This is a genomic window from Streptomyces sp. ID05-39B, assembly GCF_033794725.1.
In the GTDB taxonomy this organism is placed as follows: Bacteria; Actinomycetota; Actinomycetes; order Streptomycetales; family Streptomycetaceae; genus Streptomyces; species Streptomyces bobili.
Window position 1 is genome coordinate 1 of sequence record NZ_JARGEF010000076.1, and the last position, 19,889, is coordinate 19,889.

At 71.1% G+C, this 19,889-nt stretch carries 20 protein-coding genes; 9 read left to right on the forward strand and 11 right to left on the reverse strand.

Annotated features, from left to right (window positions below; genetic code table 11):
- Positions 1 to 118: 118 nt before the first annotated feature.
- Positions 119 to 910: a S16 family serine protease gene (locus P1P75_RS18420; protein WP_319256605.1), complete on the forward strand. Its 792-nt coding sequence runs from the start codon at positions 119 to 121 to the stop codon at positions 908 to 910.
- A 7-nt stretch (positions 911 to 917) separates the two neighbouring features.
- Here the strand turns inward: P1P75_RS18420 and P1P75_RS18425 are convergent, their stop codons facing one another.
- From P1P75_RS18425 to P1P75_RS18445, 5 genes are all read right to left on the reverse strand, one after another.
- The gene (locus P1P75_RS18425) at positions 918 to 1,799 is read right to left on the reverse strand and encodes a glycine betaine ABC transporter substrate-binding protein (RefSeq protein WP_319256660.1); all 882 of its coding nucleotides are present in this window, start codon (positions 1,797 to 1,799) and stop codon (positions 918 to 920) included.
- Between the two features lie 71 nt (positions 1,800 to 1,870).
- Positions 1,871 to 2,656 carry an ABC transporter permease gene (locus P1P75_RS18430; RefSeq protein WP_319256662.1) on the reverse strand — a complete coding sequence of 262 codons (786 nt, stop codon included), beginning with the start codon at positions 2,654 to 2,656 and terminating at the stop codon, positions 1,871 to 1,873.
- Between the two features lie 59 nt (positions 2,657 to 2,715).
- Positions 2,716 to 3,948: a betaine/proline/choline family ABC transporter ATP-binding protein gene (locus P1P75_RS18435; RefSeq protein WP_319256607.1), complete on the reverse strand. Its 1,233-nt coding sequence runs from the start codon at positions 3,946 to 3,948 to the stop codon at positions 2,716 to 2,718.
- Positions 3,941 to 4,588 (reverse strand): ABC transporter permease, encoded by a 648-nt coding sequence (locus P1P75_RS18440; RefSeq protein WP_319256609.1) that lies wholly within the window; start codon positions 4,586 to 4,588, stop codon positions 3,941 to 3,943. Before P1P75_RS18440 ends, P1P75_RS18435 begins: the two co-directional genes overlap by 8 nt.
- Before the next feature lie 6 nt (positions 4,589 to 4,594).
- Positions 4,595 to 5,089, reverse strand: a complete 495-nt coding sequence (locus P1P75_RS18445) for an Lrp/AsnC family transcriptional regulator (RefSeq protein WP_319256611.1) — start codon at positions 5,087 to 5,089, stop codon at positions 4,595 to 4,597.
- Positions 5,090 to 5,212: 123 nt separating this feature from the next.
- On the opposite strand from P1P75_RS18445, the gene hppD reads away from it, so the two are divergent.
- On the forward strand, positions 5,213 to 6,358 hold the full coding sequence (gene hppD, locus P1P75_RS18450; RefSeq protein WP_319256613.1) for a 4-hydroxyphenylpyruvate dioxygenase: 1,146 nt from the start codon (positions 5,213 to 5,215) through the stop codon (positions 6,356 to 6,358).
- Between the two features lie 61 nt (positions 6,359 to 6,419).
- Here hppD and P1P75_RS18455 read toward each other — a convergent pair whose 3' ends face one another.
- Entirely contained in the window at positions 6,420 to 7,886 is a 1,467-nt protein-coding gene (locus tag P1P75_RS18455) for a tetratricopeptide repeat protein (protein ID WP_319256615.1), read from the reverse strand.
- 92 nt (positions 7,887 to 7,978) lie between these two features.
- Here P1P75_RS18455 and P1P75_RS18460 point away from each other — a divergent pair, with 92 nt between their 5' ends.
- Entirely contained in the window at positions 7,979 to 9,385 is a 1,407-nt protein-coding gene (locus tag P1P75_RS18460; RefSeq protein WP_319256617.1) for an FAD-linked oxidase C-terminal domain-containing protein, read from the forward strand.
- A gap of 26 nt (positions 9,386 to 9,411) precedes the next feature.
- Here P1P75_RS18460 and P1P75_RS18465 read toward each other — a convergent pair whose 3' ends face one another.
- On the reverse strand, positions 9,412 to 9,888 hold the full coding sequence (locus P1P75_RS18465; RefSeq protein WP_319256619.1) for an SsgA family sporulation/cell division regulator: 477 nt from the start codon (positions 9,886 to 9,888) through the stop codon (positions 9,412 to 9,414).
- A 321-nt stretch (positions 9,889 to 10,209) separates the two neighbouring features.
- Between P1P75_RS18465 and P1P75_RS18470 the strand changes: the two genes are divergently transcribed.
- Positions 10,210 to 11,763 carry an RDD family protein gene (locus P1P75_RS18470; RefSeq protein WP_319256621.1) on the forward strand — a complete coding sequence of 518 codons (1,554 nt, stop codon included), beginning with the start codon at positions 10,210 to 10,212 and terminating at the stop codon, positions 11,761 to 11,763.
- A 16-nt stretch (positions 11,764 to 11,779) separates the two neighbouring features.
- Here the strand turns inward: P1P75_RS18470 and P1P75_RS18475 are convergent, their stop codons facing one another.
- Positions 11,780 to 12,076: a hypothetical protein gene (locus tag P1P75_RS18475; RefSeq protein WP_319256623.1), complete on the reverse strand. Its 297-nt coding sequence runs from the start codon at positions 12,074 to 12,076 to the stop codon at positions 11,780 to 11,782.
- 152 nt (positions 12,077 to 12,228) lie between these two features.
- On the opposite strand from P1P75_RS18475, the gene P1P75_RS18480 reads away from it, so the two are divergent.
- Entirely contained in the window at positions 12,229 to 12,951 is a 723-nt protein-coding gene (locus tag P1P75_RS18480) for an RDD family protein (RefSeq protein WP_319256625.1), read from the forward strand.
- Between the two features lie 143 nt (positions 12,952 to 13,094).
- Here P1P75_RS18480 and P1P75_RS18485 read toward each other — a convergent pair whose 3' ends face one another.
- Positions 13,095 to 13,367: a hypothetical protein gene (locus P1P75_RS18485; protein WP_319256627.1), complete on the reverse strand. Its 273-nt coding sequence runs from the start codon at positions 13,365 to 13,367 to the stop codon at positions 13,095 to 13,097.
- A gap of 352 nt (positions 13,368 to 13,719) precedes the next feature.
- Here P1P75_RS18485 and P1P75_RS18490 point away from each other — a divergent pair, with 352 nt between their 5' ends.
- Together P1P75_RS18490 and P1P75_RS18495 are read left to right on the forward strand one after the other, a co-directional pair.
- Positions 13,720 to 16,065 carry an immune inhibitor A domain-containing protein gene (locus P1P75_RS18490; RefSeq protein ID WP_319256629.1) on the forward strand — a complete coding sequence of 782 codons (2,346 nt, stop codon included), beginning with the start codon at positions 13,720 to 13,722 and terminating at the stop codon, positions 16,063 to 16,065.
- Positions 16,066 to 16,234: 169 nt separating this feature from the next.
- Positions 16,235 to 16,579: a hypothetical protein gene (locus tag P1P75_RS18495; RefSeq protein WP_319256632.1), complete on the forward strand. Its 345-nt coding sequence runs from the start codon at positions 16,235 to 16,237 to the stop codon at positions 16,577 to 16,579.
- Positions 16,580 to 16,644: 65 nt separating this feature from the next.
- Here the strand turns inward: P1P75_RS18495 and P1P75_RS18500 are convergent, their stop codons facing one another.
- Positions 16,645 to 17,232, reverse strand: coding sequence for a nicotinamidase (locus tag P1P75_RS18500; protein WP_319180354.1), 588 nt, complete (start codon positions 17,230 to 17,232; stop codon positions 16,645 to 16,647).
- Positions 17,233 to 17,333: 101 nt separating this feature from the next.
- On the reverse strand, positions 17,334 to 18,680 hold the full coding sequence (locus P1P75_RS18505; protein ID WP_319256634.1) for a nicotinate phosphoribosyltransferase: 1,347 nt from the start codon (positions 18,678 to 18,680) through the stop codon (positions 17,334 to 17,336).
- Between the two features lie 56 nt (positions 18,681 to 18,736).
- Between P1P75_RS18505 and clpS the strand changes: the two genes are divergently transcribed.
- Complete coding sequence (gene clpS, locus P1P75_RS18510; RefSeq protein ID WP_137301422.1) at positions 18,737 to 19,054, forward strand: ATP-dependent Clp protease adapter ClpS; 318 nt, start codon at positions 18,737 to 18,739, stop codon at positions 19,052 to 19,054.
- 11 nt (positions 19,055 to 19,065) lie between these two features.
- Entirely contained in the window at positions 19,066 to 19,668 is a 603-nt protein-coding gene (locus P1P75_RS18515) for a DUF2017 domain-containing protein (protein WP_319256636.1), read from the forward strand.
- The last annotated feature ends 221 nt before the right edge of the window (positions 19,669 to 19,889 follow it).

A 19,889-nucleotide genomic window follows, 5' to 3' on the forward strand; every position in this document is an offset into this window, starting at 1 on the left:
GCGGCAGGCGGCAGGCGGCAGGCGGCAGGCGGCCGCGGGCTGGGCGGGTGAGGGGGGAAGGCGTGCCCGCTGGCCACCGGCACGTGGGCCCGGCCGGCGGGCGCGTTAGATTGACCCCGTGCTCTCACGCCTCACACGTCCCCGGGCCCTTGCCGTCTGCGCGCTTCCGCTGGTGGCGTTGTTCGCCACCGTGGGGCTGGCCCCGTTGCCGTTCTCGGTGGCACAGCCGGGGATGACGGCGAACGTGCTCGGCGAGAACAAGGGCACGCCCGTCATCACGATCTCCGGCGCGCCGACCCGTGACACGAGCGGGCAGCTGCGGATGACGACCATCGAGGCGACCGGCCCGGACGCGGACATCACCCTGGCCGATGTGATCGACGGCTGGTTCCGCAGCGACCAGGCCGTCATGCCGCGTGACTCGGTCTATCCCGCGGGGGACAGCACGAAGGAGATCGAGCGCTACAACACCGAGCAGATGGAGAAGTCCCAGGACATCGCGACCGAGGCCGCCCTGCGCTACCTCGACCGCACCGACGACGGCATCGAGGTCACGCTGAAGCTCGCCGACGTCGGCGGCCCCAGCGCGGGCCTGCTGTTCTCCCTGGGGATCATCGACCGGCTCGACGGCGACGGCAGCGGGGGCGACCTCACGGGCGGCCGTACGATCGCCGGTACGGGGACCATCGACGCGGACGGCAAGGTCGGCGCGGTCGGCGGGGTGGCCCTGAAGACGCAGGCCGCCCGCCGGGACGGGGCGACCGTGTTCCTGGTGCCGAAGGCCGAGTGCTCGGACGCCAAGTCCGAACTCCCCAAAGGGCTGCGGCTGATCCCGGTGTCCACCCTCAAGGGCGCGGTGAGCGCCCTGACCGCCCTGGAGAAGGGCGAAGGCTCCGTCCCGGGCTGTTGAGGCAGTCCTACTTCACGAACCCCTCCGCCTTCATCCAGTCCAGGGCGACCTGGTGCGGGTCCTCACCGTCGACGTCGACCTTCGCGTTCAGTTCCTGGGCGACCGCGTTGTCGAGTTTCGCGGTGACCGGGTCGATGACCTCGGCGATGGCCGGCCACTTCTCGAAGGTCTTGCTGTTGACCACGGGGGCCGCGTTGTAGTTGGGGAAGAACTTCCTGTCGTCGGCCGTCACCGCGAGGCGCATGGACTTGATGCGGCCGTCGGTGGTGAAGACCTCGCCATAGGTGCAACTGCCCTTCGCCGTCTGGGTGTAGATGATCCCGGTGTCCATCTGCGTGATCCGGTCCGCCGGCACCTTCATGCCGTACGCCTTCTGCATGCCCGGCAGTCCGTCCGCGCGGTTGGCGAACTCGCTCTCCACGCACAGCGTGACGGCCTTCGGGTCCGTCCGGGACAGCTCGGCCACCTCCGACAGCGTCCTCGTGCCGTACTTCTTGTAGTTGGCCTGGTTCATGGCCAGCGCGTAGGTGTTGTTCAGCCGGGACTGCGGCAGCCAGGTCACCCCGTTGCGCACGTCCGCGTCACGCACCGCCTGCCACTGCTTCAGCGGGTCGGTGATGGGCTCGCTGTTGCCCTGGTACGTGATCCAGGCGGTGCCCGTGTACTCGTACATGGCGTCGGCGTCGCCCTTGCGGATCGCCTCGCGGCCGCCGATGGAACCCTGGATGCCGGTCCGGTCCAGGACCTCCGCGCCCGCCGCCTGGAAGGCGATGCCCATCATCGCGCCGAGGATGAGGCTCTCGGTGAACGACTTGGACGTCACGGTGAGATCGGCGCCCCTGAGCGGCTCGCCCTGCCCGATCGAGCCGGGGGAGACGTCGTCGACCATGGGGGAACCGCTGGTCAGGCCACAGGCGGAGGCCAGCACCAGCAGCCCCGCGAGACAGAACGGCACCCTTCTCACTGCCCCACCTCCAGGCCGCGCGGACGCAGCAGCACCTCGGCCAGCGAGGCCAGCCAGTCGACCAGCAGGGCCAGGGCCACGGTCAGCACAGAGCCCAGTACCAGGACCGGCATGCGCTGGTTGGTGATGCCGGTGGTGATCAGCACGCCCAGTCCGCCGCCCCCGCCGAAGGTCGCCAGGGTCGCCGTGCCGACGTTCAGGACGAGCGCCGTACGGACGCCGGCCAGGATGAGGGGTACCGCCAGCGGCAGCTCCACCCGGTTCAGCACTCCGAGCGGGGACATGCCGATCCCGCGGGCGGCCTCCAGCAGCGTCGGGTCGTTCGCCTTCAGGCCCGCGATGGTGTTGGAGAGCACCGGCAGGACGGCGTAGGCGATGATCCCGATGAGGGCCGCCCGTCGGCCGATGCCCAGCCAGATCACCAGCAGGGCGAGCAGACCGATCGCGGGGGTCGCCTGGCCCATGTTGGCGAAGGTCATCGCGACCGGGGTGGCCTTGCGGAAGGCCGGCCGGGTCAGCGCGATGCCCAGCGGGATGGCGATGATCAGCACGAAGAAGGTGGAGATCACCGTCAGCTGGACGTGCTGCCACAGCGCCTTGGACACCTGCCCGTCGGCCAGCGCGTTCTCGGAGAGCGGGTCCAGCTCCGCCTGCGCGAACCACAGCCAGGTGGCGAGGAGCATCACGACCAGGAAGGCGGGCACGAGGGTCAGCTTCTGCCAGCCGATGCGCCGGCGCGGTGGACCGGACGGCGCAGCCGCGGGCTCCTCCTCCTGGTCCAGCCGGTCGTCGAGGCGGTCGTCCGGCCCGTCGTCCAGCAGGTCGTCCCGTTCGCCGGTGCTCACGCCTTCGCCTCCCCGCCGGGGCCCTCCTGTTCCGCGTGCGTCTGCGCGGCCCGGGCCTCCTCCAGTTCGTGCTGGGCCTCCAGCGCCTCCAGCCGGTCGGCCTCCAGCAGTTCGTGCACCGAGTTCATCAGCGTCTCCATGTCGACGACCCCGGTGTACTCGCCGCGCCGCCCGGTGACCGCGACCCGCCCGGTGTTGTCGGTGAGCACCGCCTCCAGCGCGTCCCGCAGGGTCGCGTCCCGGGTCACCGTGTCCGTGACCAGGGTGCCCGCGCGGGCCAGTGAGCCCTTCGCCCGCATCAGGTCGCCGCGCCGCAGCCACTTGTAGGGCCGGCCGCGCTTGTCGAGGAGCAGGATCTCGTTCGTCCCGCTGGACCGGATCCGGTTGAAGATGGCCTGGAGCGGGTCGTCGACGCTCACCGTCGGATAGTCGGTGATCTCCACATCCCGTACGCGCGTCAGGTTGAGCCGCTTCAGGGCCGCGCCGGCGCCGACGAACCCGGACACGAAGTCGTCCGCCGGGTTGGTGAGGATCGCCTCCGGGGTGTCGAACTGGGCGATGTGCGAGCGCTCGCGCAGCACGGCGATCCGGTCGCCGAGCTTGATGGCCTCGTCGAAGTCATGGGTGACGAACACGATCGTCTTGTGCAGTTCGTGCTGGAGCCGGATCAGCTCGTCCTGGAGGTGGTCGCGGGTGATCGGGTCCACGGCGCCGAACGGCTCGTCCATCAGCAGCACCGGCGGATCCGCCGCCAGCGCCCGCGCCACGCCGACCCGCTGCTGCTGGCCGCCGGACAACTGGCGCGGATAGCGGTGGTGGAACTCCCCGGGGTCCAGTCCGACCAGGTCGAGCATCTCCTCCACCCGGTCCCTGATCCTGCCCTTCGGCCAGCCGATCATCTTCGGCACGAGCGCGATGTTCTGCGCGACCGTCATGTGCGGGAACAGTCCGGAAGCCTGGATCGCGTAGCCGACCTTGCGGCGCAGTTTCACCGGGTCGATGTCGGTGACGTCCTCGCCGCCGATGCGGATGCGGCCGCCGCTCGGCTCGATCAGCCGGTTGATCATCTTCAGGGTCGTCGACTTCCCGCAGCCGGACGGCCCGACGAAGATGACGATCTCGCCCGCCTTGATCTCCATGTTCACGTTGTCCACGGCGGGGCTCGCGCTGCCCGGGTAGCGCTTGGTGAGGTTCTCCAGCTCGATCGCGGCGCCATGCGACTCAGACACGGATCCCCCTCGGAATCGTCAGCCGTCCGAGAAGGACGTACGCGGCGTCGAACAGCAGGGCCAGCACGATGATCCCGAGGGTGCCCGAGAGGACCTGGTTGAGCGCGTTCTTGCTGCCCAGGGAGGCCAGGCCGCGGAAGATCTCGTTGCCGAGGCCGGGCCCGGAGGCGTAGGCGGCGATGGCCGCGATGCCCATCAGCATCTGTGTCGAGACCCGGATGCCGGTCAGGATCGGCGGCCAGGCCAGCGGCAGCTCGACCCGCGCCAGCCGCATCACCCTGGACATCCCGATGCCCTTGGCCGCGTCCACCAGGGACGGGTCGACGCCCCGCAGGCCCACGACGGAGTTCCGCACGATCGGCAGCAGCCCGTACAGCGTCAGCGCGATCACCGTGGGCGGCACGCCCAGGCCGACGACCGGGATCAGCAGGCCGATCATGGCGAGGGACGGGATCGTGAGGATCGTGGAGGTGGCCGCGGTGGCGAGGTTCCCCGCCCAGTCGCTGCGGTAGGTGACGACCCCGAGCAGTACGCCGATCAGGGTCGCCAGGACCATGCACTGGAACACGGCGCTGGCGTGCTGGTAGGCGTCGGTGAGCAGTTGCTGGTGCCGGTTGCCCACGTACTCCCAGAAGCTCACACGCCCTCACCCCGTCGTCGTGCCCGGCCCTTCCCGTGCGTCCGCCGCCTGCTCCACCAGCGGGATGATCCGCAGTGGAACGGGGTTCTCCATCACGATCGCGGTGGAGGCCCGGACAATGCCATCAAAACCGACAACCAGGTCGATGACCCGTTGGAGATCGGCGTTGGAGCGGGCCACCAGACGGCACAGCATGTCCCCGGTGCCGGTGGTGGTGTGCAGCTCCAGCACCTCGGGCACGGTCGCCAAGTGGGCCCGTACGTCGGCCCCTTGGCCCTGCCGGATCTGGAGCGTGGCGAACGCGGTGACCGGGTAGCCGAGGGCCGCCGGGTCCACCTGCGGCCCGAATCCGCGGATGACGCCATTCGATTGAAGCCGGTCCAGCCGCGCCTGCACGGTCCCCCGGGCGACCCCCAGCCGCCGGGACATCTCCAGCACGCCGATCCGCGGCTCCCGTGCCAGCAGCACGATGATCCGGCCGTCCAGATGATCGATCGCCACATTCGCCTCCGAGATGGTCACCCTGTACAGAAACGCTGCCGAAACCGCCGTACCACTGGACAGGCTGACCAGTGGTAGAGCGAACTATTGCGCACCTTGCAGGGTCGGGGCGAGGCTTCGGCCATGACGCAGACCACTCACCACACTCCCGACACCGCCCGGCAGGCCGATCCCTTCCCGGTCAAGGGAATGGACGCGGTCGTCTTCGCCGTGGGCAACGCCAAGCAGGCGGCGCACTACTACTCCACCGCCTTCGGCATGAAGCTGGTCGCGTACTCCGGACCGGAGAACGGCAGCCGCGAGACCGCCGCCTACGTCCTGGAGAACGGCTCCGCCCGTTTCGTGCTCACCTCGGTGATCAAGCCCGCCACCACCTGGGGCCACTTCCTCGCCGAGCACGTGGCCGAGCACGGGGACGGCGTCGTCGACCTCGCCATCGAGGTCCCGGACGCCCGCGCCGCGTACGCCTACGCCCTGGAGCACGGCGCGCGCTCGGTCGCCGAGCCGTACGAGCTGAAGGACGAGCACGGCACGGTGGTGCTGGCGGCCATCGCCACCTACGGCGAGACCCGCCACACCCTCGTCGAGCGCGGCGGCTACGACGGCCCCTACCTGCCCGGCTACGTGGCCGCGAGCCCGATCGTCGAGCCGCCCGCCCACCGCACCTTCCAGGCGATCGACCACTGCGTCGGCAACGTCGAACTCGGCCGCATGAACGAATGGGTCGGTTTCTACAACAACGTCATGGGCTTCACCAACATGAAGGAGTTCGTGGGCGACGACATCGCCACCGAGTACAGCGCCCTCATGTCGAAGGTCGTCGCCGACGGCACGCTCAAGGTCAAGTTCCCGATCAACGAGCCCGCCATCGCGAAGAAGAAGTCCCAGATCGACGAGTACCTGGAGTTCTACGGCGGCGCGGGCGTCCAGCACATCGCCCTCAACACGGGCGACATCGTGCAGACGGTCCGCACCATGCGCGCCGCCGGCGTCCAGTTCCTCGACACCCCCGACTCCTACTACGACACCCTCGGCGAGTGGGTCGGCGACACCCGCGTGCCCGTCGACACCCTGCGCGAGCTGAAGATCCTCGCCGACCGCGACGAGGACGGCTACCTGCTCCAGATCTTCACCAAGCCGGTCCAGGACCGCCCGACCGTCTTCTTCGAGATCATCGAACGCCACGGCTCGATGGGCTTCGGAAAGGGCAACTTCAAGGCCCTCTTCGAGGCGATCGAGCGGGAGCAGGAGAAGCGCGGAAACCTGTAGCAGCGCGGCAATCCGTAGAAGCCGGTTGCCGAAAGAAGCCGGTTGCCGAAACGGCCTCCCATCAGGAGAACGTCGGCACCTGCGCCATCGACGGCTCGCCCAGCGCCAACAGCGCCGTGCGGGCCGTCCGCGCGTGCAGCGGAGAGAAGTACGGGTTGATCCGCAGCGCCTCCGCCAGATGTCGCCGCGCCGCCCCGTCCCGCCTCAACTGCCGCTCGATCATGCCCCGGTGGTACATGTACGGCGCGCTGCGCACCGTACCGTCGTGCGCCCGGTCGGTGGCGATCACGGCGTACCGCAGCCCCTCCTCGTGCCGCCCGGACCGGTGCAGGGCCCAGCCCAGCGCGTCCGCGACCTCGATCGCCGGCTGGCGCCGCCACTCCGCGCGCAGCCGCCGCACGGCCACCGCGGGATCCCCGTGGTCGGCCTCGAAGCGGCCCAGCAGCAGTTCCCCGTCCACCCCGCCGGCCGCCTCCTCCCGGACCCGCTCGCGCAGCAGGTCGTACTGCACCCGCGCCGCCCGGGCCATCCCCAGCGACTCGTACAGTTCACCCAGCTCCAGCGCGTACTGCGGCAGCGGCTGCTTGGCGAGGGCCACCTGGTAGGCGCTCAGCGCCTCCGAGATCCGGCCGAGCGCCGCCTGCGCCCGCCCCTGCCCGGCCTGCGCGGCCCGCTGGTCGGGGTCGAGCTGCACCGCCTCCTGGAAGTGCCGCAGCGCGGACTCACGGTCGCCGCGTTCCCAGGCGAGCTGCCCGGCCCGCTCCAGGCACGCGGCCCGTTCGGCGGGGGAGACGGCTCCGGCCGCCGCGTCCGACAGGGCCGCCGCCGCGTCCTCGCGCCAGCCCCGGTCGCGGTAGACGGCCGCCGCCCGCGCCAGCACCGCGGGACCCGAGCGCAGCTCCAGCAGCCGGTCCAGCGCGGCCTTCGCCTTCTTGTGCTCGCCGAGCCCGGTGTAGGCGTCGATGAGCTGCGGATACGCCGTCCAGTGCAGGGGGGCCGCCTTGCGCGCGGCCTCGCCCCAGGACCGTGCGGCCGGGAAGTCGCGGCGGGCGTTGGCGAGGGCGGCCAGAGCGACCAGCGCCTCCGTGTTCCTGGCGGGCCGCACCGACAGGGAGGTCCGCAGCGCCCGTTCGGCCTGCGGATAGTGGGCGGCCGTGTCGGCGGTGCGCCGGCCCTGCTCGACGTAGGCGGCACCGAGGACCGCCCAGGAGCGGGCGTCCCTGGGATGCGCGCGCACCCGGGCCTCACGCTCGCCGATCAGCACCGCGAGGTCGGGCAGCGCGGCGGCCACCCCGGTACGGACCGCGGCCTGCGCCTGAGCCCCCGGAGCGGGCGCCGGAGCGGTCCGGTCCGCCCCCTCGCCCGGCAGGCACAGCAGGACCCCGCCCAGCACCAGGCAGCCGGCCAGCGAGCCGGTCAGCAGGCGCCGGCGAAGCCGGGAGCGGGCCTGCGACGGTCCGGGCCCCGTCCCGGGCGGCGAATCGGCGGCTTCACTGGCTTCGGCGGCGGTCTCGGTAGCGCTCTCCATGGCGCTCACTGTGCGTCAGCGCGAGGACCGTGCGACGGTATCCGCCGGGTGCCGCAGACGGGGTTCACACCGATGGCGGCGGGTGCGACGCTGTGATCATGAGCCGTATCGAAGCCCCTCGCGACGAGGTGACCGGCAACCTCCTCGACCGACTGCTCGACGGCCTGCCCGCCGAGGCGGTCCTCACCGACCCCGACGTCACGGCCGCCTACGCGCACGACATGGCGAGCTTCTGCCCGGCCGGCACCCCGGCCGCCGTCGTGCTGCCGCGCACCGTCGAACAGGTCCAGCACGTCCTGCGCACCGCCACCGAACTGCGCGTCCCGGTCGTCCCGCAGGGCGCCCGCACCGGCCTGTCGGGCGGCGCCAACGCCTCCGACGGCTGCCTGGTCCTGTCCCTGACCAAGATGGACCGCATCCTGGAGATCAGCCCCGTCGACCGCATCGCCGTCGTCGAACCCGGCGTCGTCAACGCGGTCCTCTCCCGAGCCGTGGCCGAGCACGGCCTGTCCTACCCGCCGGATCCCTCCAGCTGGGAGATGTGCACGATCGGCGGCAACATCGGCACCGCCTCCGGCGGCCTGTGCTGCGTGAAGTACGGCGTCACCGCCGAGTACGTCCTCGGCCTGGACGTCGTCCTCGCCGACGGCCGCCTGATGTCCACCGGCCGCCGCACCGCCAAGGGCGTCGCCGGATACGACCTCACCCGCCTGTTCGTCGGCTCCGAGGGTTCCCTGGGCGTCGTCGTCCGGGCCACCCTCGCGCTGAGGCCCCAGCCGCCGCGGCAACTGGTCCTGGCCGCCGAGTTCGCCTCCGCTGCCGCCGCCTGCGACGCCGTCTGCCGGATCATGGCCGACGGCCACGTCCCCTCCCTCCTCGAACTGATGGACCGTACGACGGTCAAGGCGGTCAACGAACTGACCCGCATGGGTCTGCCGGAGACCACCGAGGCCCTCCTCCTCGCCGCCTTCGACACCCCGGACCCGGCCGCCGACCTCGCCGCCGTGGGCGCGCTGTGCGAGGCCGCCGGCGCCACCCAGGTCGTCCCGGCCGAGGACGCCGCCGAGTCCGAACTCCTCCTCCAGGCCCGGCGGTCCTCGCTGGTGGCCCTGGAGGCGGTCAAGGGCACGACGATGATCGACGACGTGTGCGTGCCCCGCTCCCGGCTCGGCGACATGCTGGAGGGCGTCGAGCGCATCGCCGAGAAGCACCGGCTCACCATCGGGGTGTGCGCCCACGCCGGCGACGGCAACACCCACCCCACCGTCTGCTTCGACGCGGCCGACCCCGACGAGTCGCGCCGCGCCCGCGAGTCCTTCGACGAGATCATGGCGCTCGGCCTGGAACTGGGCGGCACCATCACCGGCGAGCACGGCGTGGGCGTGCTGAAGAAGGAGTGGCTGGCCCGCGAGCTGGGCCCCGTCGGCGTGGAGATGCAGCGGCAGATCAAGCAGGCCTTCGACCCGCTGGGCATCCTCAACCCCGGCAAGCTGTTCTGAGACCGGCCGGCAACAGCCGCGCGCGGTCATTCACCGTCCTTCGACTCGTCGGACGGCCACGGGTCGCGCAGCCACAGGTCGTCGGCCGGCAGGGGGGCGAGCAGCTCGGCCAGCGCCTCGTCCAGGCCCAGCCGCTCGCCCTCGGTCCCCGGGGGCACCACCCGCAGCGTCCGCTCCAGCCAGGCCGACACCTGGGCCGCGGGCGCCTCCAGGAGGGCGTCACCGTCGGGTGAACTCAGCGCCATCAGGACGACGCTGCGCCCGCCCACCTTCGTCGGCCACACCCGCACGTCCCCGTGCCCGCACGGCCGGAACACACCCTCCACGAGGAGTTCGCGGGCGAACGTCCAGTGGACGGGGTGCTCCGAGGTGCTGTGGAAGCCGATGTGGATGGCGAAGGGGTCGTCGCTGCGGTAGCTGAGCCGCGCCGGGACCGGGATGCTGCGCTCCGGTGACAGGACGAGCCTCAGCTCCAGCTCCCGTTCGACCACGGTGTGATGCATGTCCGTTCTCCTCTCGGTACTGATCCGTACGCAGGGGAGAGCGAGGTGCGCGCCGAGCATTACGCGGGTTCGGAGAACTTTTTTCGCGGCTTCCGTACGGGCCGACGTACGGGCCGAGGTATGGGCCGACGTGCGTGCCGTCGTGCGGCCGTCGTGCGCGCCGTCCGTCGGGCCGCGCTCGCGGGCTGTCCGAACGTGTGAAGGCGATGCACGCCGTTGCCCGGAAAGGAGTGGGAACGGCGGGACTGGCGGTGGGGGTTGCGCTCGTCTGATAGATGTGGAGGCCCCATCCCACCCCCGAGCAGATACGGGACGACGGACATGAGCGCCCCAACCCCGGCACCCGGCGACGACAGGCCCCGCGAGGGGTACTACCCGGACCCCTCCATCCCTGGATACGTCCGGTACTGGAACGGTGCCTCCTGGGTGCCCGGCACCAGCCGGCCCGCGCCGTCCGACGGCGCACCGCTCGCCCCTCCGGGTCCGGGGGCATCCCCGGCCGCCCCCGCCTCGGCTCCGGCCTCGGCTCCGGCCTCGGCTCCGGCCTCCGTGGAGGAGACGGGCCCGCACTTCTTCGACGAGGACCCGCAGCAGTACGGCGGCACCCCGGAGCCGGCCTCCGCGTGGGGCGCCGACCGCTCCCGCCAGTCCGGCTTCGGTGGCGAGCAGGAGCGCCGCGTCTCCTGGGGCAACCCGCAGACCCCGGACCCGCGCACCGCCCCGCCGGAAGCCGCTCCCGACCCCACCTTCATGTCCCGCCGCCCGACCACGGGCCCGGCGCCCGCGGACGAGGGCACGATGACCTTCCGCCCGTCGTCCCCGCACACCCCGGACCAGCAGGGCTACGGCCCGCAGGGCCCGGTGGGCGTGGGCTCCGCGGGGGACGGTTCCGGTTCCGGCGGGCCGGGTGCGGGTGCCTTCGGCCCGGCCGCTCCGATGCCCGAGGGGCAGTCACCGGCGGGGTTCGGCGCGGGCAGGGCCGCCGCCGACCGGGCAGCGGCGGCGCAGGCCGTGCCGGCGCAGGGCGGCCCCGCCGGGCCACAGGCCATGTCCGCGCAAGCCGCTGTAGGCCACCAGGCCGCCCAAGCCGCTCAGGCCCCTCAGTCCGCCCAGGCTCCCCAGGCGGCTGCCCCCGCGCAGGCCGCCGCCCAGGCCCAGTCGGCCCCGAGCGTGTCTCCGGCACCCGCCCCCGGCGTCCCCCAGCAGGCCGGCGGGGCCCAGCCGGCCGGGGCCGCCGTCGGCGGCGCGCCCCTCGCTCCCGGCTCCGGTGGCGGGCAGCCCTCCTGGGCGCAGCAGGTGCACCAGCTCGCGGGAGCCGGGGACGACCAGCCCGTCGTGCCGTGGCGGCCGCCGGTGGACGACGTGTTCCAGGCAGCCGCCCGCCGCCAGTCGGAGGCGCGTCCCGCGGGACTCGGCAGGCGGCTGGGCGCGCGGCTCGTCGACACGCTCGTGCTCGCCGCCGTCACCGGCGCCGCCGCGGTCCCGCTGGGCCTGAAGGCGGTCGAGCACGTCAACGACAAGATCGACGCGGCCAAGCTCACCGGCGAGACGGTGACGGTCTGGCTGCTGGACGGCACCACGGCGGTGTACCTCGGTGTCGTGCTGGCCGTCCTGGTGCTCTTCGGCGTCGTCTACGAGGCGCTGCCGACCGCCAAGTGGGGCCGCACGCTGGGCAAGAAGCTGTTCGGTCTCCAGGTGCGCGACATCGAGGGCCACGAGCCCCCGTCCTTCGGCCTCGCCCTGCGCCGCTGGCTGGTCTACAGCGTCCCGGGCCTCCTCGCCATCGGCGTCGTCGGCATCCTGTGGGGCCTGTTCGACAGGCCGTGGCGCCAGTGCTGGCACGACAAGGCGGCGCACACGTTCGTCGCGGGCTAGCCGACAGCCGTCCGGATCAGGCCGCGGGGTGGCGGCGGGCGCGGAGCCGGTGGACACCCTTCACGGCGTAGAAGACGCTCATGAGCGCGAAGCCGGGGAGGGAGAGCCAGGCCCAGGATTCCGCCACCAGGAGAGCCAGCATCATGCCGCCGAAGAGCAGCAGGGAGCCGACGACGTCCAGCAGGTCCAGGCGTGCCTTGGCACGCAGCGCCGCGTCGGATCCCCGCAGCCGGCGGATGACCGCGTCGAGGCCGACGACCTGCAGAAGGAACGGGGCGAGAGCGATCCAGACGAACCAGCCGGGTATGTCCACGGCGCGCACTGTATCGCGTGCCGGGACCCTCGGAACGAAGATCCGAAAGGAACCCCCGAGGCCCTGTCGTCACCCCGGCCGTCCCGGGGTCCCGTACCTCGGACGGCGGCTCGCCGGGTGCGGGGGCGGGCGGTTCGCGGTCGACTCGGGCCATGACGACCGAACCGCCCCCCGGTTCCGGCGGCGAGCCGCCGGAGGACGATCCGTTCAGGAAGCAGCCACCGCACCAGCCGCCGCACGGTCAGGGGCAGGGCCCGCAGGGTTCCCCGTACGACAGCCCGTACGGCGGTGCGGGCGGGCAGCAGCCCCCGCCCCACGGCGGCGGGCAGCAGCCACCGTACGACGGTGCGGGCGGGCCCTACGGAGGCGCGGGCGGGCCCTACGGCGGTGACCCCTACGGGGGTTTTCCCGCCGACCCGCTCTCCGGGATGCCACCGCTCGCCGACAGCGGCAGGCGCACGCTGGCGCGGATCATCGACATGATCATGGTGGGCGTCGTCGTGTGGCTGCTGACGTGGGGCTTCGGGGTCAACGAGTACGACGTGGACGGCGACGGCGTCGAGGTCGGCAAGTCCTTCGCCCAGTCCCTGGTGGCCGCCGTGCTGTACATCGCCTACGACACCTTCATGACCGCCAAGTCGGGCCAGACCCTGGGCAAGAAGTGGCTGGGCCTGCGCGTGGCCAACCTCGACAACGGCTCCACACCCTCCACACAGACCTCGCTGGTGCGCGCCCTGGTGCTGTGGGTGCCGTTCGCGTTCTGCTGCGCCTGTCTGTGGACGGCGATCTGCGGTGGCTGGAGCTTCTTCGACAAGCCCTACAAGCAGGGGCTGCACGACAAGGCCGCCAAGACGGTCGTGGTGAGCACGGGCTGACGGCCCGCCAGTACGGCCCGCAGGTACGGCTCATGAGCACGGCCCGTCGGCACGGCCCGTCGGTACGGCTTTCCGTTACGGCCTTCCGGTACGACGGGAAGGGCCCGCTGCGTTCCGGCAGCGGGCCCTTCCCGTCGTGGTGTTCAGCGTGTCGACGGCTCCCGGACCGGCTCGGGCGCCGCGGCGACCGAGGCGGGTACGGGCTCGGTCATGGTGGAGCGTGCCACGGTGACGGTGACCTGGCGCCGGGGCGCCGGGAGCGTCATGGCGACGAGTACGCCGAGGGCGAGCGCGGTGATGACGACGACCGCGATGAGTGAGCCCGAACTCGTCTGCGACAGCCACAACATGGCGAGCGTCGAGAGGATGACGGTGCAGGAACCGTACGTGAGCTGTGCGACGGTCGGACGAGGCATGGCAATCGTGTCCTCGGGAGCGGGGGCGGTCTCGACTCTATTTCGCTGCATGCCCGACTGGAACGAGCAGTAAGCGTGAGCTGACACACGGTGCCGGTGCACAGGGGGCGCACGGAGTCATGGCGTCCACCCGGTGGACGGGCCTGCGCGCCCGTCACGTAACAGTCACACGTCCGCAATGCGAACGCCCGCTCCCAATAATGCGTTGATCTGTTCAAGTCAAGGTCTGTCTTTTCTGGTGAAGCAGTAGTCAAATGACGGCACTTGACTACACGCGTATAACCGCGCGCGGACATCCCTTGACATGGATCCCCCTTCCGCGCGTCAGGCACGCGTTAGGGGAGGCAATCAAGTGACCAGCAGATCCTGGACGTTCAGGACGTCCGCCACGGTCGTCGCCCTTGCGGCGGCCTCGGCGACGTTCTCGGCGTTCGCCGTGGCACAGGCGGCCGACAACGCGCCGACCGGGACCACGGCGGTGGACCGGCACGACCCGCAGCCGGCCAAGGCCCGCGAACACGACTTCGACGGGCCGCTCAGCAAGACACAGGAGGCACAGCGGGAGGAAGCCCTCGAACAGGTCATCTCCGGCGAGGCCACGGTCAAGAACCGGGACGGCTCCAAGGTCGTCCAGCTCGACAGCCGCAGGGGCGCGAGCAAGTACGTCGAACTCGGCCGCGAGAAGACCGACAAGATCTTCACGATCCTCGTCGAGTTCGGCGACCAGGTCGACAGCCGCTACGGCGGCACGCCCGGCCCGCTGCACAACCAGATAGCCGCGCCGGACCGTGCCAAGGACAACAGCACGGCCTGGAAGGCGGATTACAACCAGGCGCACTTCCAGGACCTGTACTTCGGTACCGGCAAGCGCACCGAGTCGCTGAAGAAGTACTACGAGAAGCAGTCCTCGGGCCGCTACTCGGTCGACGGCGAGGTGACCGACTGGGTCAAGGTCCCCTACAACGAGGCCCGTTACGGCTCCAACGACGCCGCCACCGGCGCCTGGTACGCCGTGCAGGACGGCGTCAACGCCTGGGTCGCCGAGCGCGAGGCCGCGGGTGACACCGCGGCCGAGATCAAGGCGGAACTGGCCGAGTTCGACCAGTGGGACCGCTACGACTTCGACGGTGACGGCGACTTCAACGAGTCCGACGGTTACATCGACCACTTCCAGATCGTGCACGCCGGCGAGGACGAGTCCGCGGGCGGCGGCGCGCAGGGCGAGGACGCCATCTGGGCCCACCGTTGGTACGCCTTCGGCACCGACGCCGGTTCCACCGGCCCGGACACCAACAAGCTCGGCGGCGCCCAGATCGGCGACAGCGGCATCTGGGTCGGCGACTACACCATCCAGCCGGAGAACGGCGGCCTGGGCGTCTTCGCCCACGAGTACGGCCACGACCTCGGCCTGCCCGACGAGTACGACACGGCGGGCGGCGAGAACTCCACCGGCTTCTGGACGCTGATGTCCTCCGGCTCCTGGCTCGGCACCGGCAAGGACTCCATCGGTGACCTGCCCGGCGACATGAACGCCTGGGACAAGCTCCAGCTCGGCTGGCTGGACTACGAGGTCGCCAAGGCGGGTGTGAAGTCCAAGCACAAGCTGGGCCTGGCGGAGTACAACACCGCCAACCCGCAGGCCCTCATCGTCGAGCTGCCGGAGAAGACGGTCACCACCGACGTCGTCGTGCCGGCCCAGGGCGCCACCCAGTGGTGGAGCGGCAGCGGTGACGACCTGCGCAACACCCTGACCCGCTCGGTCGACCTGACCGGCAAGTCGACGGCGGCACTGTCGCTGGACGGCTGGTGGGACATCGAGGCCGACTACGACTACCTCTACACCGAGGTGTCCACGGACGGCTCCAACTGGACGCCGGTCGACGGCAAACTGGCCGACGGCAGCGCCGTCCCGCGCGACGGCAGCGGCAAGCCGGCCCTCACCGGCACGGTCGACGCCTACCAGAAGCTGACGTACTCGCTGGACGCCTACGCGGGCCAGAAGATCGACGTCCGCTTCCGTTACGCCACCGACGGCGGCGTGGCCCAGAAGGGCTTCGCGGCCGACCAGATCACGGTGACCGCGGACGGCGCGGCCCTGTTCTCCGACAACGCGGAGAGCGCGGACGCCGCGTGGACGGCCAACGGCTTCACCCGCATCGGTGCGGCCATCACGGACGACTACGCGCAGTACTACATCGCCGAGAACCGTCAGTACGTCTCGTACGACAAGGTCCTCAAGGTCGGCCCGTACAACTACGGCTTCTCGACGACGCGTCCGGACTGGGTGGAGCACTACCCGTACCAGAACGGCCTGTTGATCTGGAAGTGGGACACCTCCCAGGCCGACGACAACACCAGCCAGCACCCGGGTGAGGGCCTGATCCTCCCGATCGACGCACACCCGACCCCGCTGAAGTGGTCCGACGGCAGCCTGATGCGCAACCGCATCCAGGCCTTCGACTCCACCTTCAGCTGGTACCCGACCGACGCGATCAAGCTGCACAATGCCGACGTCGCCACGAAGATCAAGGCCCGTCCTGGCGTCCCGGTCTTCGACGACAGCCTGTCGTCCTACTACGACGCGTCGAACCCGCTGGCCGGCGTCAAGATCACTGACACCAACACCTCCATCAAGATCGTCAGTGAGCCCCTGAGCGGCTCGACGGTCACCGTGAAGGTGGGTCCGTCGGCTAAGTAGCCAACGTTTTCCCAGGTCAGACGCGTATCGGCGGCAACCCTCTGGCGGGTTGCCGCCGATCGTGTTTAGGTGCCTCCTGTGTCCTTCTTATTGACAGACTCATCGACAGGCCCCGTGACGGACCCTGGGGCGACCGCTTCGACGCCGACACGCACGGGGGTGTGACCGCATGGCCGCAGGGGGTTTCTGCATGTTGCCGAACGGCTCGGTGGTGGTGGCGCTGAACCTGCCCAGCCCCGCCGCCGACGGCGCCGCAGCCGTACGCGTCCTGGTCGTCGCCCAGAACCGCGCCCGAGCCCTGACCAGGCTCCGCAACCTGGGTCTGCGCGCCGTCTACCTGCGGGGCAACGCGGCCCCGCCCAGTCCGGACGAGATCACCGCGGTCCTGCACCATCCCGACGGCCTCATATGGCGAACGGCCCCCGACAACGCTGTCAGCACCGTCGTCGGCGTCCCGGAGCTGTGGCGCCCGATCCGCGCGCTGCTCCGCCGCCCGGCGACCTCGGCGACGTAGCCCGCGGCCGGAAACGGCGAAACGGCGGAGCGGCGAAACGGCGGAACCGCAGACGTCAGAACCGGTTACTGCACGACCGGCTTCCCCGAGAGTTCCACGCCCGCCCCGCGCAGCTCCTCGAGCGCCCGCTCGGTGGTCTCCGGGGCGACCCCGGCGGTCAGGTCGAGCAGGACGTGGGTGCGAAAGCCCTCGCGGGCCGAGTCCAGCGCGGTGGCCCGCACGCAGTGGTCGGTGGCGATGCCCACCACGTCCACCTCGTCGATGCCTCGGGCGCGCAGCCAGTCGCCCAGCTTGACGCCGTTCTCGTCGGCGCCCTCGAAGCCGCTGTACGCGGCGGCGTAGGCGCCCTTGTCGAACACCGCGTCGACGGCGCCGGAGGCCACCGCGGGGGCGAAGTTCGGGTGGAAGCCGACGCCCTCGGTGCCGGCCACGCAGTGCGCGGGCCAGGAGTGCGCGTAGTCGGGGTTGTCGGCGAAGTGGCCGCCGGGGGCGATGTGGTGGTCGCGGGTGGCCACCACATGGCGGTATCCGGCGGGGGCCTGCCCGATCAGCTCGGTGATCGCGGCGGCCACATCGGCGCCCCCGGACACCGCGAGGCTGCCCCCCTCGCAGAAGTCGTTCTGCACGTCTACGACGATCAAGGCGCGGCGCATGGTGGGTGTCCTTCGACAGTGGGTGAAGTAATCGAGCCTAGAGACTTCGGCGGCGATAGGGGAGAGGGCGTCACCGCCCCGTCCCCCGTGGACATTGCGCTCTAGCTACCCGAGCGCCCCTGGACGTACTCCGTCGGGATCACGGGTTCCCCTCGGGAGAGCTGTGTAGCCGACAGCGGCAGTCCGGCGCGGGCGGCCGTGTGCCGGTCGCGGACCACGTCCAGCGGTTCGCGGGCGATGACCTCGCCGCTCTTGATCAGCTCGACCAGGAGCTGGTGGTCGGCCAGTTCGGCGGGGACCTGGCCGGTGCCGACGACCTCCGCCTCGGCGACCCCGTCGGCGTCCGGGCGGCGCGCGGCCCACTTGCGGCCGCCGACCGAGGTCTTGCCGCCGGACGACTTCTTCGCCACCGGCACCAGCGGCGCCTTCGGGTCGTCGGACTCGGCGCGGGCGACCAGCTTGTAGACCATGGAGGCCGTCGGGTGCCCGGAACCGGTCACCAGCTGGGTGCCGACGCCGTACGCGTCCACGGGCGCGGCGGCCAGGGAGGCGATGGCGTACTCGTCGAGGTCGGAGGTCACGATGATCCGGGTGTCGCGCGCGCCCAGCTCGTCCAGCTGCTGGCGCACCCGGTGGGCGACGAGCAGCAGGTCACCCGAGTCGATGCGGACGGCGCCCAGCTCGGGCCCGGCGACCTCCACGGCCGTGCGGACGGCCTCGGTGACGTCGTAGGTGTCCACGAGGAGGGTGGTGCCGCGGCCCAGTGACTCCACCTGGGCGCGGAAGGCGTCGCGCTCGGTGTCGTGCAGGAGGGTGAAGGCGTGTGCGCTGGTGCCCACGGTGGGGATGCCGTAGCGGAAGCCGGCCGCCAGGTCGGATGTGGTGGCGAAGCCGCCGACGTAGGCGGCGCGGGACGCGGCCACGGCGGCCAGTTCGTGGGTGCGCCGGGCGCCCATCTCGATCAGCGGGCGCTGCCCGGCCGCCGAGGACATGCGGGAGGCGGCGGCCGCGATCGCCGAGTCGTGGTTGAGGATGGAGAGGATCACCGTCTCCAGCAGCACGCACTCGGCGAAGGAGCCCTCGACCCGCATGACCGGCGAGCCGGGGAAGTACACCTCGCCCTCCGGGTAGCCCCAGACGTCACCCGAGAAGCGGTAGGCGGCGAGCCATTCCAGGGTGGCCTCGTCGACGATCTGCCGCTCCCGCAGGAAGCCGAGGACGCCCGCGTCGAAGCGGAAGTTCTCGACCGCGTCCAGGACGCGTCCGGTGCCGGCCACCACGCCGTAGCGCCGGCCCTCCGGCAGCCGCCGGGTGAAGACCTCGAAGACGCTGCGCCGGTCGGCGGTGCCCGCCTTCAATGCGGCTTGCAGCATCGTCAGCTCGTACTGGTCCGTGAAGAGCGCCGTCGAGGGAACATCCACCGGCAGCCCAAGATCTGCAGTGCTCATGGCGAGAATCGTACTCCCTTTTCGTCGGTGTGACGATTTCCCTGGTGCATGGCAGCATGGGCAGTGTGACGTCACCCGCTCCCCTAGAGATCGAACGCACCGAGTCGGCGGAGGAGGTCTTCGCCGTACCCGAGCCGGACGTCCCCTGGGTCACCATCGTCCACAACGACCCGGTCAACCTCATGAGCTACGTGACGTACGTCTTCCAGACGTACTTCGGCTACTCCAAGGACAAGGCCACCAAGCTCATGCTCGACGTCCACCACAAGGGCCGGGCGGTCGTCTCCAGCGGAACCCGCGAGGAGATGGAACGCGACGTGCAGGCGATGCACGGTTACGGACTGTGGGCCACCCTCCAGCAGGACCGGAAGTAGTCACCTCACCGATGCCAGGACACTTCGAACCGATCCCCGGCGGCGGCGCGGCCGTCGCCCTCGACGACGTCGAGATCTCCATCATCCGGTCGCTGGCCGTGCAGCTCCTGGAGCTGATCGGCCCCGGGCCCGCCGAGGACGCCTCCGCGGACCCGCTCGCCGAACTGTTCGCCGAGGGCCCGAGCGAACCGCCCTCCGACCCGGTCCTCAAGCGCCTCTTCCCCGACGCCTACACCGACCCCGAGGCCACCCCCGGCCCCCGGGAGGCGGAGGAGCGGCGCGCCCACTCCGCGGAGTTCCGCCGCTTCACGGAGAACGACCTGCGGGCCGGCAAGCGCGAGAACGCCCTCGCGGTCGTGCGCTCCCTGGACGCGCTGGTCGCCGAGGGGGACAGCGTGGCGGTGCTCAAGCTGTCGCCCGAGGAGTCCCAGCAGTGGCTCCGCACGCTGAACGACCTGCGCCTGGCGATCGGCTCCCGGCTCGACATCTCCGACGAGGACGACACCGATCTCCTCTACCGGCTCCCGGACGAGGACCCGCGCAAGCCGATGGTGATGGCGTACCTGTGGCTGGGCGGCCTCCAGGAGACGTTGGTTTCGACCCTTATGCCCTGACTTCGGTCATGGGGGGGTTCAGCCGGTATCCCTGTGGCGTTCGCTCAGAGGACGCTCAAATCCGCATAACGATCGCATCACCGCCCCTGGGGTTTCGTACCCCGGGGGCTTTTTGGTGTGAGCCGTGACACCCAAGGTCCGGCAAAGGCTGTGGTAGGAACGTGCAATTCCGACCGCGGCACCACCCCTCGCCGCTCAGGAGCAGCCGGCCACCCCCCGGC

What these genes read in the sequence shown, in the direction of transcription:
- P1P75_RS18425 (WP_319256660.1), bottom strand. Translation starts at nt 1,799, where the DNA reads ATGGTCGACGACGTCTCCCCCGGCTCGATCGGGCAGGGCGAGCCGCTC.
- hppD (WP_319256613.1), top strand. Translation starts at nt 5,213, where the DNA reads ATGACGCAGACCACTCACCACACTCCCGACACCGCCCGGCAGGCCGAT.
- P1P75_RS18455 (WP_319256615.1), bottom strand. Translation starts at nt 7,886, where the DNA reads ATGGAGAGCGCTACCGAGACCGCCGCCGAAGCCAGTGAAGCCGCCGAT.
- P1P75_RS18465 (WP_319256619.1), bottom strand. Translation starts at nt 9,888, where the DNA reads ATGCATCACACCGTGGTCGAACGGGAGCTGGAGCTGAGGCTCGTCCTG.
- P1P75_RS18470 (WP_319256621.1), top strand. Translation starts at nt 10,210, where the DNA reads ATGAGCGCCCCAACCCCGGCACCCGGCGACGACAGGCCCCGCGAGGGG.
- P1P75_RS18480 (WP_319256625.1), top strand. Translation starts at nt 12,229, where the DNA reads ATGACGACCGAACCGCCCCCCGGTTCCGGCGGCGAGCCGCCGGAGGAC.
- P1P75_RS18485 (WP_319256627.1), bottom strand. Translation starts at nt 13,367, where the DNA reads ATGCCTCGTCCGACCGTCGCACAGCTCACGTACGGTTCCTGCACCGTC.
- P1P75_RS18495 (WP_319256632.1), top strand. Translation starts at nt 16,235, where the DNA reads ATGGCCGCAGGGGGTTTCTGCATGTTGCCGAACGGCTCGGTGGTGGTG.
- P1P75_RS18500 (WP_319180354.1), bottom strand. Translation starts at nt 17,232, where the DNA reads ATGCGCCGCGCCTTGATCGTCGTAGACGTGCAGAACGACTTCTGCGAG.
- P1P75_RS18505 (WP_319256634.1), bottom strand. Translation starts at nt 18,680, where the DNA reads ATGAGCACTGCAGATCTTGGGCTGCCGGTGGATGTTCCCTCGACGGCG.
- clpS (WP_137301422.1), top strand. Translation starts at nt 18,737, where the DNA reads ATGGGCAGTGTGACGTCACCCGCTCCCCTAGAGATCGAACGCACCGAG.
- P1P75_RS18515 (WP_319256636.1), top strand. Translation starts at nt 19,066, where the DNA reads ATGCCAGGACACTTCGAACCGATCCCCGGCGGCGGCGCGGCCGTCGCC.